The sequence below is a fragment of the Paraprevotella xylaniphila YIT 11841 genome (assembly GCF_000205165.1).
GTDB classification, from domain to species: domain Bacteria; phylum Bacteroidota; class Bacteroidia; order Bacteroidales; family Bacteroidaceae; genus Paraprevotella; species Paraprevotella xylaniphila.
Genome location: NZ_GL883836.1, coordinates 81,785 through 99,113, shown reverse-complemented (window position 1 = coordinate 99,113; position 17,329 = coordinate 81,785). Strand labels below are relative to the sequence as shown.

General features: G+C 52.3%; 7 protein-coding genes and 1 pseudogene. All 8 read right to left on the bottom strand.

Annotation, left to right across the window (positions count from 1 at the left end; all coding sequences use genetic code 11):
* Nucleotides 1-16 precede the first annotated feature (16 nt).
* Nucleotides 17-2,614 (bottom strand): glycosyl hydrolase 115 family protein, encoded by a 2,598-nt coding sequence (locus tag HMPREF9442_RS05645; protein ID WP_172634389.1) that lies wholly within the window; start codon nucleotides 2,612-2,614, stop codon nucleotides 17-19.
* A 483-nt stretch (nucleotides 2,615-3,097) separates the two neighbouring features.
* Complete coding sequence (locus tag HMPREF9442_RS05640; protein WP_040602680.1) at nucleotides 3,098-5,458, bottom strand: glycoside hydrolase family 127 protein; 2,361 nt, start codon at nucleotides 5,456-5,458, stop codon at nucleotides 3,098-3,100.
* Nucleotides 5,459-5,876: 418 nt separating this feature from the next.
* Nucleotides 5,877-8,468 (bottom strand): glycoside hydrolase family 2 protein, encoded by a 2,592-nt coding sequence (locus HMPREF9442_RS05635; RefSeq protein ID WP_008626313.1) that lies wholly within the window; start codon nucleotides 8,466-8,468, stop codon nucleotides 5,877-5,879.
* Nucleotides 8,469-8,497: 29 nt separating this feature from the next.
* Entirely contained in the window at nucleotides 8,498-10,927 is a 2,430-nt protein-coding gene (locus tag HMPREF9442_RS05630; RefSeq protein ID WP_008626311.1) for a glycoside hydrolase family 95 protein, read from the bottom strand.
* Nucleotides 10,928-10,992: 65 nt separating this feature from the next.
* Nucleotides 10,993-13,326 (bottom strand): CE1 family esterase, encoded by a 2,334-nt coding sequence (locus tag HMPREF9442_RS16690; protein WP_253271036.1) that lies wholly within the window; start codon nucleotides 13,324-13,326, stop codon nucleotides 10,993-10,995.
* 32 nt (nucleotides 13,327-13,358) lie between these two features.
* Nucleotides 13,359-14,204, bottom strand: a pseudogene (locus HMPREF9442_RS05620) (sialate O-acetylesterase); the annotation flags it as partial.
* 114 nt (nucleotides 14,205-14,318) lie between these two features.
* Nucleotides 14,319-15,947: a glycoside hydrolase family 43 protein gene (locus HMPREF9442_RS05615; RefSeq protein WP_040602678.1), complete on the bottom strand. Its 1,629-nt coding sequence runs from the start codon at nucleotides 15,945-15,947 to the stop codon at nucleotides 14,319-14,321.
* 41 nt (nucleotides 15,948-15,988) lie between these two features.
* Nucleotides 15,989-17,299 carry a glycoside hydrolase family 43 protein gene (locus HMPREF9442_RS05610; RefSeq protein WP_172634390.1) on the bottom strand — a complete coding sequence of 437 codons (1,311 nt, stop codon included), beginning with the start codon at nucleotides 17,297-17,299 and terminating at the stop codon, nucleotides 15,989-15,991.
* Nucleotides 17,300-17,329: the final 30 nt, after the last annotated feature.

The window sequence follows — 17,329 nt, the reverse complement described above, 5'->3', positions numbered from 1 at the left end:
ATAATTGTTATTCCATTCATTCTCCACGAACCAAAGACAAGGCCGGCCCCACATACGTATCTTGCAGTCCGCCCCAATCCACCACGACCCGTTGTACCATTACACCCGGATCGCCACATACCACGGCCAGTTTGTGCCGCCTCCGTTTGGCATCTATGGGAAAACGGAATGTAGCCACAGCACCGTTACGCAACACCTGGTCTTTCCACGCCTTGGAAAACTCCTTGGGTAGGTTTTGAGCCACCTGGACGGGATGGCCGTCCACGGAAATCCCGAAACGTGTTCCCTTTCCTTTATATATAGGAAAAAACGGTAAAGTATATACATGCACGGTCACGCTATCGGCAGCCATGTCCGGAAGTGCATATTCCACATGCGGACACCTTGGGTCTTCAGGATTGACAGAGGCCTCCACAGCCTCGCCCAACTGCAAAACGCACCCGTCGTAACCGATGCCTTCCACCACTTTCAGACTATGAGTCCCCTCACCGTCCATCCGGGTATATCCGGCCAAATCCACCACGGTACAACCTTCCAAACGCCCTTGTTCCTCACAAGGCATAATATCCACTTCTTTTTCCCCCACTTCATCCGACAAGGCCAAGCGAGGCATGTTTTGGTATTTGGCCACCCACCCCGGTGCCAACATCATCATGTGGTTCCACTTTCCATCCAACAACCGATTGTAACGGTCGTTCAAGCGGTTTATGCTGTCGTAAGCCTCCCGGGACTGTCGGGCAGCCCAATTAGCCTCTTCCATCCGCCCCTGTTCAGCACGTTCGTGGTTAAGTTGCGCCATCAGAAACTTCCGGTTCATCTGGTAAGAGGCCATGGCTGGATAGCCCAACATCTCAAAAAAGGACGCACGGTAGGATTCCGGCAATCCGGCCATGGTTTTCTCCGCCCAATCGGAAATACGCCGGTAATCGGCCAACCGCTGACGTGCGTCATTATACACCTCAAAAGAATATTCCGTGTCTGCCAACTCCTTATATTCAGGGGCATCCCATTCACGTTCCCACCCCATGAACTCCGGCTTACGGCTCCAAGCCAGCCGATAGTAAGTATCGAGTGCGTCCTGGAACTCGTCCTGATAACGGTTGCCGAACATCCCGGCCATGAATTCGGCCTGATGCCGGTGAACCCGCCCATAGTCATACGCGTCCAAGTCCCAAGCCAAATCGAAAAAAGTCTTGATGCCCAATTCCATCGGTTTGATGTCGCCCACATTCAGCAACCAATACCGGTCGGCTCCCGTATCATACGCTTTTTTCAATTCCTCATACATCAACACCGGCGGCGTGGTACACAGCCACAGGTAATCATGAGGGCCACCTAAATAAGAAAGGTGGTAATACACACCGGAACCGCCCGTGCGCTTCTGCTCCTCAGGATTACTGAGCCGCTTCAAGTAACCATAGTTATCGTCCGGCCACACCAATGTCACATCCTCCGGCACTTCCAACCCTTTCTCATAGAGTTCCAACGCTTCTTTATAAGGAACGAATATCTGGGGAATCTCCTCTAACGGTTTCCTCACGTACTTCGACAGGATGCCACGTTGGTCGGTAATGGCCTCATGCAGCAAAGCCACCTTGCCTTCTTCCGTCAGATCACCCTGCATCCCGGCATCGTGCAAACCGCGCATGGCCAACGTATATACATTCTCATAAGGGGCAGCCTCACATACCCGTTTGTCCAACTTTCCTAAAATGGTCTCCTTGTTTCGCGTATAATCCCATGCCCCGTCTTTCTTCGTGTCCCACTCTTTATTGGAAGCGTTGTTGAACAGAAGCGGCTCACAATGCGAAGTGTTCACCATGATGCCGTATTCATCTGCCACGCGTTTGTTCTCCGGATGAAAATAAAAAGGGTCGGAACAACCATGCATGGCCGGGGCGAGCATGTTCCCTTTCAAGCGCAAGACAAGTTCGCACACCCGCGCATAGGTTTTCGGACCGATATTGCCCAAATCTTTCTCGAATGTCTTTGCCGCCCAAGGATTCAGCCCCCATCCCTCATCGTTCAGGAAAATGCCGCGATAACAGACGGATGGTTTGTCCGAAACATAATCTGCCTTGACCCACAAACGCGCACGGCGTTCCACTGGTACGTCGGCCCACCAGTAGAAAGGTGAAACGCCCATGGCCTCGCTGAGCGTAAAGGCACCGTAAGCCACCCCACGACGGTCGCTGCCCACGATAACCAAAGCATCTTTCACTCCGGGCAATGGATTTTCCACCCGCCGGATAATGAATTGCTCGCATCCGCCTTCAAGCGATGAAACATCCAACCGTCCCTCTTCCACCATACGGCTTATAAGTCCGTTACCCTTCCCATGTATACCAAGAATCACCGGATGCCCCCCGGCTACCTCCGTACGTATGCCGACTTTTTTCCCCGTGACCCTGAAGATGTCTTCCGACAATAGCCCGGTCACTTTCTCTACAGTCTTCCCATCTTCGAGGGCATATACCAAATAAGCTTCGGATATAGGAAAACTTCCTTTCCGGGGTTCTCCAAAGACACGTAACGTATTCGCTTTCGCATACACGGCAAAGGACATCGCCCATGCCATGATTCCCATACACAACATCCTTATTCTTCTTCTCATCACCTTCATATATACTATCTTGTTCTTTACACGCAAAGATACGGCATTCTGCATGTAACCCATTTTTGCCTATGTAACATATTTATTCTCCTATGTTTCATTTACCAAAAAAAATTCCATCACGTTTCATAAAACAAAATATATGCTACTTATTCAAAAATGAAAAAGGAAATATAACCTTATCTTTGCACTATAAGGATAAAGGCAAAGCAAAATAGGTTTCATAATATAATGATTAGGTTAATGTTGGTTTTTCAGGTGGTTTTGCCTCAAGGTAAAGATTGCACAGGATGGTTTTTCATAATTGGAAATTAGGTTAATGATTGGTTCTTAGGTGTTGGTATTGTTTAAGGAAGGAAGATTGTTATCATGGAAACACAAACAGCTGGAAAAACAACCGGCTATGTATCAAAAACCGCTGGAAGAGTTCCTCCTCCAGCGGTTTTGCATTTTACTTGCAGGACAAGCCCTGACACTCTTGTTTTACTCGTCAGCCACCAACAATCTTATTTCATAGACACGCGGTGTCGAACTTTTCCCGGAAGGGGCAAACCGCACGGTCAACACGTCTTTCCCGGACACACCTTCCGGCAAATCAAGGAAAACCGTCTGCATACCCTTGCCATCCGGCTGTCCCAATATGCCTGCCGCCTGCCCGTCCACCGAGACTGTAGCAGCCACGTCTTTACCTCCTGCCGCATAAGTCACCCGCAAACGGGCCACTTCGCGCCCATTCGTTTTCATACGGTACGAAAACCAACCTGCCCCGTCCGCAGCACGCCAATGGCGATTGCCCTGGCTTCCCGTACGCGACTGCTCCGACTGGATGAAATGGTCGCTCTCCGGCTGCTGTTCCCCACAGATGACCTTATCTGCCGTCGCAGCCTCCAAAGCATTCCGTTCACGCTCCACACGTGCCAGTTCCTCCTGTTGGGCTTTCAGTTTTTCGGGAGAAATCACCGGCCAGTACACCATATAACGGCATTCATACAAGCGATTGAACGGTTCCAACACCATCCCTTCATAACGTTCGGGACGCACACCGCGAAGCTTGAATTCCAATGGTTTCCCTTCCACCTTTTCGATATGTGACAGAAGTTCGTCCTTGTCGCCCACAATCACCGGCATGTCCTGCAAAGGCCACTGCGGCCCGCCCGCGATATGGCCGCCCCGGCTGTCATCGGCGAACAATCCGACCTGCTCCTGTTTACCCATACGGGAAGCCAAGACCACCGGACCATACATGAACGAATAGTTGTCCGACCCGTCAGGCAAAACCACAGCCCGGAGCGACATCGGCAAAGTCAACCGCACCTCGTCCCCGTCCGTCCATTTACGGCTGACCGCCACATAACCGCCGGAAACCGAAACAGGTTGGGCCGTCCCGTTCACCGTCAACTCCATCCGGGAAGCGTCCGTCCACTCCGGCACACGGAATTTCACCGTAAACGTCTTGGCCTTGCTACACGACAGGCGAAGGGTGGTCGCTTCTTCATAAGGAAAAGACGTACGTTGCTCTACACGCACCTTTCCCCACTGCAACACCGAGGGTATGAACAGGTTCACATACAAATCATCCCCGCCATGGGCATAAATCATCTCCCCGTATTTCGCATGGTTCTCCATTCCGGAACCTACGCAACACCAAAAGCTCGTCTGTGGTTGGGAATACACCCGGTAATGCCCCGAACGCATCGGCGTGAAATATACGAAGCCTCCTTGCACAGGATCGATGGTAGACAAAATGTGATTGTACAACGCCCGTTCGTAATAGTCCATGTAATGTGCGTCCGCACTGGTCTGGTACAACATCTTGGTCAACCGCAGCATATTATAGGTATTGCAGGTCTCCGGTCCCTGTTCGCTCGTCAGCATGCTGGAAAAGTCTTCCGAGGGATGGAAATGCTCGCGCACGCTGTTGCCACCTATGGAGATACTGCGCTGATCCACCACCGTCTTCCAGAAGAAACGTGCCGCATCGTCCCAACTTTCGTCCCCTTCCAAGTCCGCAATACGCTTGTAACCGATGACTTTCGGGATTTGGGTATTGGCATGCTTGCCCGTCAGTTGGTCTTCCTGCTTCAACAAAGGGTCGAGAATCTCACGGTGCGAGAAACGGCGGGCCAGTTGCATATAGCCGTCCTTTCCCGTCAGGTCGGCCACATCGGCAAACACTTCGTTCAATCCCCCGTGTTCGCTACGCAACATATCTTGTATTTGTTCATCGCTCAGGTCTTTCGTCAGGTTCATCATCCAATCGGTCAACTTCACCAACATGTCCTTGGCTTGCGCACAGCCTGCCACCACGTAGGCGTCACGCAAACCGGCATACGTCTTATGGATATTGTACAAAGGCACCCACCCTCCGTTCAGTCCGAAAGAAGAAGCCTGTATGTCCCCCTTAGACACGGCATCCCATATCTTGCGCCCGTTCGGCGCACCACAAAGGTATCCGTCACCGGCAGCGTCCTGCGCCCTTTTCCATTCGGACAACATGTAGTCTAACCGTTGTTTGATTTCCTCGTTCCCGGTGGCAGCGTACATATAGGCAAGTGCCGAAACGTAATGCCCCCCGATATGGCCGTCCAGACCGGTATTTTCCCAGTTGGTATAATTGTCGGCTTTCGGTTCCAAGCCCGCACCTTTCAGATAAGGTGCCAACAGGCGGTCGGGATCCAACCCGAGCAGATAACGGATATCCAAATCCTCCGCATGCTTAAACGGACCCTGCGTCAGTCTCACGTCGTTCAATGGGAAAGTCTCCACTTTCACCGGAATCCGGGCATCTGCCGAAGCCATCACCACCAGCAATGATGCCGAACATAATGTTTTCAATACATTCATATCTCCTATATCATTTTTTAATTTTAATTTGACCTCACCCACTTTCTCACGAATGGGTGTCTTTCTTACACGCACAAATATACGAATTTACTCCAACCGGCGCAACCATAACCGTCCACATCTTACTTATTTTCCCGGAATGCCATCCCTTTTGTCCATGCGACTCCCAGACACCGATTCGCACCGGGATAAATATCCATGACATGTACCCTTTCGTAACGCCTTGATTACCACAAGTATTACACATTCTATTTCAACAACTTACATTGTTCCGCAGATTGGAAAATCATTCTCAGGAGAATGATTTTCCAATCTGTGCCAAACAAATCCGTAATCTCAGCCGAATCAATTCGGAATGAATAAATATTTACTTTCCAAAGATTTCCACTTACGGCACACCCCTGCATATCCCGCCCATTCAACGGGCACCCACTTTGCCATGTACTTCTATCTCGGCCACGGCCGACCGCTGTCCGTTCCCTTCTGACGGGAAAGAGAAACGTACAAAACGGGCTTTTTGCGGATGCGCCAACGTCTTCTCCCATGATGTTCCTTCTGTCACAACTCCATCCGAAACCAGGACCCATTCCACATTGTCCACAGAAAACTCTACTTTGAAACTCTGACAGGTTTCCAGAGGAAACTGGGCTTTCACGGCATGCACCTCCAATGTCCGCTCCACATCGAGCGTCAGATAAGAAGACGCGTCGCTTTCAGCAGGCTTCCAATAAGTCTTCCGGTCGCCATCTGCCGCAAAACCGGGAGAATGGCCCTCAGACGAGCTACTGGCAAAGGTGGGACTGTCCGGACCGTAAACCTGAAGCACGGACTCCACATGGCCGGGAGTGAAACGCACGTAAGGGCGCGAAAGCACTTGGACCGACTTGCCTTCCTCATATTCCGGCGCACCCGTAAATTCAAGCTGCACCCGGGCGGATTCCAATCCGGACGAAGAGGCCTCCACCACCGTACGGCCTGCATAATAAGACCTCAGTGCCATGGCAGCCTTGCCGTCCGCAATCCGTATGTCGCTGTCGGCCGAGAACGTGATGGAACGCCCGGTCGGGAACTCTCCCGGACCGGAAATGACGGAAAGCGTCACATCCGGACTATTGCTTAACTCGCGGCCTTCCTTATCCAATACCGTAAGCACCAACTGTACATCGTCCGTACCGTCGGCCAAGATGCCTCCTGTCTTCGAAGCTTCCAGACGTAGACGCGCAGACACGCCTTCTTGCGGCCACGACGGAGGCAACCGGTGCCCGTATTCGTTACGATACCAATACCACGAACGCTTGGGCAGGCGGAAATAGTCCACAATGCCCAACCGCGCCATGCTCTCTCCGAAAATGCTGCCATGGTCGAATCCGCACCAAATAGCCTGTCCGCTCCGCCATTCGCGTCCTTTCCAACCTTCGTCGCGGCCCAAATCGCCCCATCCGGCCATGTATTTTCCGGGACGCTCGGCCAACGTGCTGCCATATTCCGTCACGACACTGGGAATGCCGGGCTGCTGGAAGTCGGCAATGTTGGCCCCGTCGCCATTATACCCGGCCACATCGCCTATCTTGTCTATACGGTCGTCTCCTAACGGGCGTTGTGCTCCTCCGACGGCCGCCATGCGCGTAGGGTCGAGGCGGTGCGCCGTGTCCACCATCTTTTTCAACAGAGCCTTCACAGCCGGAATCGTCTTCCCGTCGGTAAAGAACGGTTCGTTGCTCACGCTCCACACAAATACGGAAGGATGGTTACGGTGGATACGTATCATTTCTTCCAATTGCGCAAGCACGTTGCTCTCGAATCCCGCAACGTCACTCTCCTTCACGGGATAGGCACTGGCGGTCCAACTTCCGTCCTTTTTCGGCCCCGCCGTACCCCAAAACGGGGTTTCGGACCAGAAGAGCATCCCCTCCCGGTCACATGCCTCTGCAAAAGCCGGAGCATGGGGATAGTGGCTGCCACGAATCATGTCGAAGCCGGCTTCCTTCATCATCCGCACGTCTCGCCGCATGGCCTCTTCGGTCACGGCATCGCCCCAACCAGCCTGGTCCTGGTGGACATTCGCCCCCCGGAAGAAGAAATGTTCCCCGTTAAGGAAAAAACCTTTGTCGGCTGTCCACTCGAACCACCGGAAGCCGAACGCCACTTCTTCGCTGTCCAATAACTTGCGCCCTTTGTACAGGCTGCACACCACCGAATACAAATGAGGATGCGACGGATGCCACAAGGCCACGCCCTCTATTTCATCAGTAGACAAATCGAACCGAGCCATACTTTGCGCTTCCACGCGCCGGACAGCCCTTTGTCCGGACACGACACGCCGGTTTTCATCCAATACCTGTATCTGCAATTCATACGTTCCCACTTGGTCCGTCAGGTTGCGCACGTCGGTTTGTACACGGACGGAGGACGAACGTCCCTTATGCGCAGCCAAGGTCGGCGTGGTCACAAACGTGCCATACCAATCGATGTGCACGGGGTTCTTCTTCACCAGACGCACATTACGGTAGATACCTCCACTAAACACATGTTCACCTCCACGCGGAGCCACGTCGCCCCGCCACGAGTTGTCCACCCGTACGGCGATTTGGTTCTCTCCCTTTCTCATGTATGGCGTGAGACGGACGTTGAAACCGGTGTAGCCCCCTTTATGCGTCGCGGCCAAACGGCCATTCATATATACTTCTGCCACTTGGAACACTCCGTCGAACTCCAAAAAGATTTCCCGCTTCAGGTCAGCCTTGTCCAACACTATTGTCTTGCGATACCAACCGTAACCGGTATAAAAGTCCTTCCACATGAAATAGGGAATGCTGAACGAATGGGGCAAGCCGACGTGCTCCCATCCTGAATCGTCATAATCTGCCTGTTCGGCTCCCGGATAATCGCCACGCTGATAAGTCCACTCACGGTTCAAATTCACCACCTCGCGGTTATCCGTCTTCTTGGCCTGTACCCCCAACGTGATACAGCTAAGCCAACACCAACATATCCATACAACCTGTTTCATCCTTATGTGATTATTTTTTTAGGGGAAACCTACAAATTCCCTATGCGGAATTTATAAGTCTTCCCGGGTTGGGTTTGCACATCATATTCATACACTTCGGGAACGGAAACCGACGGACGTGCCTTCAGTTCGGACGAGTACAAAGGTTCCTTGATTGTGGCTGGAGCCAACAAGCTATTGGGACACACGCCCGAAGCTTTCTTCAAGCCCTTGCCTTTCAACGGTACGTAAGAACGCAAACGCAACGTACCCCCTACGGTGGAACGCACGGTGGCAGACGACAGACGGCCATCGGCCCACTCCATGTCCACTTCGTACCCCCCGCGTGCCCGCAAACCTTTCACACGGCCTTCTCTCCACACATCGGGCAAGGCAGGCAACAGATGCACCGCCCCGTCGTGGCTTTGCAACAGCATCTCTGCAATACCGGCCGCTGCCCCGAAGTTGCCGTCAATCTGGAAAGGCGGATGGGCATCGAACATATTAGGATATGTACGGCCTTCTGGGTATTCCCCCGCCACGGCATCACTGGGCAGTAACTGAAGCATGTTGCTGATCAAACGATAAGCATGGTTGCCATCCAACATGCGCGCCCAGAAGTTTATCTTCCACCCGATGCTCCACCCCGTAGCCTTGTCGCCACGCTGCTCCAACGTAGTACGGGCAGCCCGGAAAAGTCCGGGGTGCGAAAACGGGGAAACCTGGTTACTCGGATAAAGGCCATAAAGGTGGGAAATATGGCGGTGCTCGTCCTTAGGATCGTCCACGTCTTGCAACCACTCCTGCAACTGGCCGTGCCGTCCGACTTGCATGGGCGGCAACCGGTCGAGCATCTGCGCCAAAGAATCGCGGAAAGCGGCATCATCGCCCACAATCTCAGAAGCCTGCAAAGTATTGTACAAGGCATCAAACACTATTTGGTTGTCCATCGTACAACCTGCCGTTACCGGACCGTGCTCGGGCGACACCGACGGAGCCACCACCCACCATTTGTAAGAAGGATGCTCGGTCAGGAAATCCAAAAAGAAACGGGCCGTGCCTTTCAATACCGGATAATAAGCTTTCAGGAACTTTTTGTCGGCAGTGAACAGGTAGTGCTGCCACAGATGCTGGGCCAACCATGCCCCTCCACTCGGCCACATGCCGGCCGCTGCAAAATCCACCACGCCGCTGATGCGCCACAAGTCGGTATTGTGATGGGCCACCCATCCTCCGCAATTGTACATGTCACGAGCTGTCTTCGCCCCCGTCACGGACAAGTCTTCCAACATGGAGAACAAGGGTTGGTGCATCTCACTCAAGTTGGCCACCTCGGCCAACCAATAATTCATCTCAGTGTTGATATTGATGGTGTATTTGCTGTCCCAAGGAGCATTCGTACTGCGGTTCCAAATGCCTTGCAAATTAGCCGGTTGCCCGCCGGGTTGGGAAGAGGAAATCAACAAATAACGGCCATACTGGAACAAAAGCGCAGCCAACGACGGATCTCCACCTTGACTGAAATCGCGGATACGTAAAGGGGTCTCACGCGCCGCAGCCTCTGTCTCACCCAAATCCAACTCCACCCGTCCGAACAAATTCCGATAATAAGCCACATGTTTTTCCAAAGCTTTCTTATAAGGAATCTGGACAGCACGTTGCAGGCAACGGTCGGCACGGGCAGCCGCATCACCGCTCACATCGTGGTAGTCCACGTAATTCGTAGCCGCCGACAGGTAAAGCGTAGCTTTCGTTGCACCGACCACCTCCAGTTTTTTTCCATCGGCGGTTGTCTTGCCGTCGCTCACCACTTTCACGCGACACTCGGCACACAAGGCTGCTTTTACACCTTCCTGGTCTTTGCCCTCACAAGCGATGGAAAGCATGTCTCCATCGGCACTGACTTCGTGCTTTAAAGGAGCGTCGTAGCCCACCGTGAAAGCCAAAGCCCCGGCCTTGTCGGCCTGCAGGCGCACTACAATCACGCTATCCGTGAAAGAGGCAAACACAGTGCGGGCATAAGCCACGCCGTCCACCTTATAGCGGGTAGTGGCCGTAGCATTCCCGATATCCAAGTCACGATAAAAATCCGTTGCCTTGTCATGCCCTGGGAAATCCAGAAAAAGGCTTCCCATCGTCAAATAGCTCATGCCATCCTTGCGCGTAAAAAAATTGGCATCGACCAACCGTTGGGCTTCACGTGTCTTACCCTGAAATATCAGATTCCGGACTACCGGCAGGACGTACAACGCATTCGGATTGTTATTGTCGTAAGGACCGCCGGCCCAGAATGTCTCTTCATTCAACTGTAGTTCCTCACGCCCGGTGCCGCCATAAACCATGGCACCCAACTTGGAATTGCCCACAGGCAAAGCTTCCGTCCAATCCTTGGCCGGCTTGCCATACCAAAGTTTCAAATCCCCCGCCCATGCCATGCTGCTACAAAGCAGAAGCAAGGCTCCTAATAACTTCTTTTTCATCGTACTCGATTTTTTCAATATTTCCTAACCTCTTACAAAGATATACAAATAAAAAGTCTTCGCCTTTACAAAGAAGAAAAAACATTCAACCTTTTTTGCACACGGACACTGCCGTCACGGTAAAGTTCACGCACCACCGTCACGCCCCGGCAACCGGGCTTTATCCTACGGCCACTCAAATCATAATGCTCCACACTTACAGGACGCCCCGACACCGTCACGCCGTCCACCGTCAAGGCTTCCTCCCGCAACTTCTGCACATAGCCGGACAAACTTTCCGCCGCATCCCGCATCCGCAAGTTGTCTGTCATGTCCACCTGCCCGAATGCGCAGTCCCGCACGGCCTCCTTCAAATCCAAATAAGCCTGTGCTGTCAAGTCAAACCCGTCCTTCTCCCATCCGGATAAAGCTTCCTGTGCCGTTTCCAAAGCATTCACATACACGTCTACGCTTTCTTTCCGGTCAGCCAAAGGTAGCCATACAGCCTCTACCGCTTCCATCGCTTCTTCATACTCCGAAGGAGCTGTGGAAACGAAACCTTCATATTGATCCAACACGATTTTCAAAGCTGTGCGTAAATCTTCCGAAGCGGCATAACAATCCGATGCCGTTGCCTCGTATCCCCGCGCCGCTTCCTTCATCAATCTCAGGAAGCCACCTTTGTACACGTCGGCCACAGAAGGCTGAGTCGTCATCCTTATCCCACCGAGAATGATGGAATTCCACCCCTGCGACATCGTAAAATGCAATTCATAATTACCTTCGGATGTTATGGAAAACACATATTCATGCGCTTTGGAACCTTTTACTTTTTCCGTGGAGACCTCGTCCATACATCCAGAAGAAAGCAGCCCGACCTGCGACCACACGCCCTTGCCTGTCCCATCGGTCACTTGCACATCAAAGGTGGCCTTTCCTTCTTCCGACCCCGCACTCCAATATACGGAATTGAATGACAATACGTATTGTCCGGGCAACAAGTGCAGACGATACCCATCGTAACTCCCAAAATAAAAGTCACATACATCGTAATCACGGGCACTCAAATAGAACCCCGCATCGAAATCACCTCCTTCAGGGAAGTATTTCAGCCGGGCACCGCCTGTATTGGCGGCCCCCGATCCTTTCTCATCCTTCGTGCCGTCCTTACGGCTGTTCACACGCTTCCAACCGGTAGGTATGCCTTCGCCCACCACCGCTTGCTCTTCTCTCCAAACAGGTGAAAGCAACGTCTCTATGGCAAGTTCATCGCCGACCTCAACCACTCCTATCGTATAAGTGAACACGCACGACTGCAAAACACCTCCCGCTTCGTTCTCCAAATGTTCCACTCTCAGCGTATAATCCCCATCAGGCAACTGTACCCCGTCCGGCAAACGGAATGTCAAGCGTTTGCTAAAACCACTCTCAGACAACACAAGCGGATATTCCATGCCTTCGCCGGAAAGAATAGCCTTGGCTTCTCCACCATCTACCGCTTCATCGAAGGTGTAAACAAAAGCCAAATCCTGCGAAGGCAAGTCAAAAGAATGGTTTTCCGGCTCAGCCGACACCAAAGCAGGAGGTTCCGGTTCCTCTGGTCCCAACGAATATCGCTTGCAAAAATTCCAGATTTCTTCCGTCGTCATGACACTGGCCGGATCATTGGAGTGCCAATGTCCTTTGCCCTCTATTGAAATGAGCACGACTTCCACTCCGTCCTTTCCTCCGGAATACCGGGTATATGTAGCCGATGACCCCGGTTTACCGGCAGGATAGGGTTTGATGACTTCGGGATTCATGTCGCAACCGTCGAACGCAGCCCACTTCTTCACATATTCCGGTATACTTCCATACCCTCCGGCCGGATGGTTGGCATCCCCGTTGTAGTATACGACGTTGTCAGCTGTGCCGTGCGTATGGATGATGGGCACTGCACGTCTGCCTGAAGGATTACGGTAGTCCACCGAAATACCGCTCACCGGGCCGAAGGCCGCAATTTTATCACTCATCCGCGCCATGGCATGGTACGTCATCATACCGCCCATGGAAAAACCGGAGAGATATACCCGGTTACGGTTGATGTGGTAACGGTTGTACATCGTGTCGATAACCGTCTCCAGAAACTTTATATCCGTATCACCGGATATATCCCAAGCCTTATTGATGCCATTGGGGTAAACCACCACAAACTTGGCCGTATCGGCCACGGCTTCCCAATTCGCCTGTCCTTTTTGGTAATTGGCATCCTGATTCATTCCATGTAACGAAATGACCAAAGGCGGATTATAAGGCAATCCCTCGGGGGCGTATGTAATCATGTTACGGGTTGTATTACCCACTTTGATGCTCTCTTGCGCGTTTGCCTGCGTTCCCCATACCCAAGCGCAGAGCAGACAAGTTCCTATAAGTTTATTCATTTGCATATAGATTCAGGTTTTCAACGACTGTTCTTTCCTAAAAGGTATAACATTTTTTCAGCATAACGCCGTCCCAACTCACGGTAACCGGCCGCATCGAAATGTAACGAGTCCGTAGCGCACGTGCATCCGGCGGAAGATACCACAGCAGCTGTCGGAACGACTTGCGGAAGAGTACGGATGATATTATTCATCGAAGCGCATACGCCACCTTGGTCGGCATTGACCACTTCCCCCGCCAAGAGGGGCACGTCCTTGGCTTTTAGCCCAAGGTCTTTCAACAGGCTTTCATAGACTGTTTTCACCTTTTTCGGCCATGCCTTGTCGCCCGTGTTGGATTCGCCCTGATGAACCAGGATACCTTTTATCACGCCATCCTTCTGGGCCAAACGGGCCATCTCCACCAAACGGGCATAAGGGTCATTGCCGTAATCCTTCAACATGCCTTTCATCCAACCCGGAGCACGGTGGGCCACATACGTTGCAATACTATCCTCCATGAACGTCTCGATATGACAGCCTCCGATAGCCACGTTGATAACACCGACCTTGACATTCTCCGGAAGCGTGGCCACCAATGTCCGACCAAAGTAATCCACCGGAGTAAGTCCATCCCCCGGCCGGCAAAGCGGAGGCACCGCCGTGTACCATTTCCCTTTTTCACGTTTCCGCCCCGAATCATCCACTGCCGCCATCATCCGGAACCGCTCATCCACGTCTCGCAAATCCCGGTTCTCGACACGGGCATTGCCCGCCATGTTCGACTGTCCGAAACAGAGGAACACGTAAAAGTCCGGATCGGGTTTTCCCCCATCCTTTTGCGCCCATCCTCCCACGGATGCGCACAACATACATACACTTAATATAATCTTCTTCATCATTCAGTTTCCCTTTCTGCCATTTTATTCTTCAATCCCACGTACTTTTTGCATAAATCGCTCCCACTCGGCAGAGGCAAGCAAGCTTTCCTCTGCCGAGCTTAATCGCGATTTTCACTTTTCAACCTTTTCATACCGGAAATAGTCTACATCCACGTAACCTCCACCCGTCTTCGTGGCATAATTGAATATGCCGAACTTCGTGCCCATGAAGAGCTTACGGAAGTCAAAACGCATCTTGAAATCAGAACCTATTTTCGTCCATTCCTCACCGTCCAGACTGTAATAGAACACGGCTATATCCCGTTTCAAACGGAAATCCGCATCTATACGCAGGTAAACATTCTTGGTACGAGGAAGCTTGACACGGGCGCATTCTTTCCGTTCCACCCCTGTGACTTTCTTCTCCTTGTCGGTCAATGACACAACCTCCTCAGTCATCACCAAGAACAAGTCCTTCCCGTCTTTCTCCACGGTCAGGATACCGGAATGGCCGTTAAAGGCGGCGAATCCGGCACGGTCACCATCCTTCATTCCCTTGACATCCAGACCTATGCGTCCGCTGCATTCCGGCCCTTCCATCCGTTGGGTAAGCGTGTTACGGGCTTCATACAGATTCTGTACTATCTTATTGGTTTTCAAACGTAGGAATCCTTTGTGTTCCTTCAGTGTCCAAGCCTCATCCACAGGGTTATGGTTCCACTGCCACTCCATCTTCAGCTTGTCCCCATCGAACTCATCGCTTACGACCAAGGGGATGACCGGCCCGCCTTTCACCGGCACTTCCATCACTTCCGGCACACGGCCGTTTTCATCGCCCAACATAGGCCATCCGTCTATCCAACGGCAAGGGGACAATGTCAGCACACGCCCCACGCCGCCACGGTCTTGGAATATCACACCATACCAGTTTCCTTCGGCATCGTCCACAATCGTCCCTTGTCCTACGTAAGGGAAGCCCGCAAAATTATCGCACAAGATGACTTTCTTTTCGTACGGACCGTCAATCTTGTCGGCCCGGTAGCACAACTGCCGGCGTTTCCCCCCATTGGGCCAGGAAATCATCAGGAGATAATATTTCCCGTCATGTTTCAACATACGGCTACCTTCAAGCAGTCCCTTTTCCTCCTCATCCCTCACCGGCAAGGTGATGTTCAAACCACCTTCTTTCACACCGGACAAATCCGGTTCCAATTCAGTAACCTGCCCCGTACCATAAAAGGCATAGGCACGTCCGTCATCATCGAAGAACAAAGAACAGTCGTGGAAATGCTTCATGCGGCTGTGCAAAGTCCAACCCTTAGCCGGGTCGTCCGTAGTATAAATAAAAGAACGGTACGGCACATCGTTCGGAGAGAACAAGGCATAAAACTTACCGTCATGATAACGGATGGATGTAGCCCATTGTCCCCGTCCGTATACCGTACCTTCCTCCATGTCGTATTTCGGAGTCTCATGCAACTTGTCGAAAAGATAACTGACCGTCTCCCAGTTCACCAAATCTTTGGAACGCATGACCGGTGCCCCGGGCATCAGGTGCATGGTCGTGCTGACCATATAGAAATAATCCCCCACACGAATCACATCCGGGTCGGGCACATCGGCCCAGACCACCGGATTCTTAAATGTGGCGGGCTGTACCTCCGTAAGTCGCATTTCAGGAGATGCGGCAAACACCGGAGCATGCCATGAAAGCGCAACCGCACAAGCAAACGACCATCCCCAAAAGCTGTTTTTTTTCATTATCCTTCTCATTTTCCTATTATAATGAAGACATTAAACCATTATTTTGAAAACATCCAATAATCGAAGTACATCAACCTGCCGGGTTTGTTCCCCTTGCAAATAAAATACAGGTCATGCACGCCGGTTATCCGTTCTATTTCGGAAGAAACCAATGCCCAACGGTTGTCTCCTCCGGTCATAGGCACCTCCAATGTGGCCAACAACCGTCCCTCACGACCGTCGGCACGTACTTCCATCGTCACGCCGCCGTTGTGCGTCGTGCCCACACGGGCTGTGATACGGGACGCGCCTCCTTCACGGAAATCCACGTCCCTCACCTTGATGTAAGCCCCGTCCTTCATGGCATTGACAAACACGCCCACTTCCTCGTTCTGGGAAGCTTTCACCCCTTCGGAGAAAGCGATGGTTTCCGCTTCCGTCTTCCGGAAAGGATTCAGCGTCTCCAACCCTTTCTCTATCCCGGCGGTCATTTTCAACGGGACAATCGAACCGTCTTTATTGAATTCCGCCTGTTCCACGCATACCGAACGGGTAAAACCTCCGCCACCGGGCAACGCCCCGTTGTGATAAAACAGGTAAGTGTTTCCCTTATAGTCCACCATACCGGGATGGTTGGTAAAGCTCCGTCCTTCGGCAGGCATCAACACACCACCGTACTTCCACGGGCCTGTCGGGCTTTTGCTCATGGAATAACCGAGATGCTCCGATATGGGGCCTCCCGCCCACAGCAAATAATACAAATCCTTGCGCTTGTACAACCAAGGCCCTTCTTCATAGAGCGTCGGACGCTCGGCCACGTTGCCCTCACGTTTGCCAAACGCCTCCTCCACCATCGGGACACGGACGATGTCACCACTGTAGGAAATCATGTCTTCGTTCAGTTTCACATAATAACAAAAAGGATTTCCCCAATAGAGATAAGCCTGCCCGTCGTCATCCACAAGGACCGTGGGGTCGATGTCTCCCCGTTTGCTTTGCGCCAACGGCTTTCCCAACGGGTCGTGGAACGGGCCATAAGGACTGTCTGCCACGGCTACTCCGATAGCACCTCCCCCCGATTTCATCGTCACGGGCACGTAAGCATAGAACTTGCCTCCGCGCTCCACGCATTGCATGGCCCAAGCATCACCTTTCGCCCACGAGAATGTTTCGTAAGACAATACCGCTCCGTGGTCGGTCCAGTTCACCATGTCGGTCGTCGTATAAAGCTTCCAGTCATTCATCACGAACCATGTGGAAGCGTCTTCGTCGTGACTGGTGTACAAAAACAACTTACCGTCGTGCACCATCGGTGCCGGGTCTGCCGTGTACATGGTCTGCACGATGGGATTCTGTGCCGCCAACGCCATTGGCCATAAAGCCAATCCCCCGATACAATG

Bases quoted from the DNA above. Each gene is read 5' to 3' on its own strand.
- HMPREF9442_RS05640 (WP_040602680.1), bottom strand. From the start codon at position 5,458: ATGAATGTATTGAAAACATTATGTTCGGCATCATTGCTGGTGGTGATG.
- HMPREF9442_RS05635 (WP_008626313.1), bottom strand. From the start codon at position 8,468: ATGAAACAGGTTGTATGGATATGTTGGTGTTGGCTTAGCTGTATCACG.
- HMPREF9442_RS05630 (WP_008626311.1), bottom strand. From the start codon at position 10,927: ATGAAAAAGAAGTTATTAGGAGCCTTGCTTCTGCTTTGTAGCAGCATG.
- HMPREF9442_RS05610 (WP_172634390.1), bottom strand. From the start codon at position 17,299: ATGGCGTTGGCGGCACAGAATCCCATCGTGCAGACCATGTACACGGCA.
- HMPREF9442_RS05615 (WP_040602678.1), bottom strand. From the start codon at position 15,947: ATGAAAAAAAACAGCTTTTGGGGATGGTCGTTTGCTTGTGCGGTTGCG.
- HMPREF9442_RS05645 (WP_172634389.1), bottom strand. From the start codon at position 2,614: ATGAGAAGAAGAATAAGGATGTTGTGTATGGGAATCATGGCATGGGCG.
- HMPREF9442_RS16690 (WP_253271036.1), bottom strand. From the start codon at position 13,326: ATGAATAAACTTATAGGAACTTGTCTGCTCTGCGCTTGGGTATGGGGA.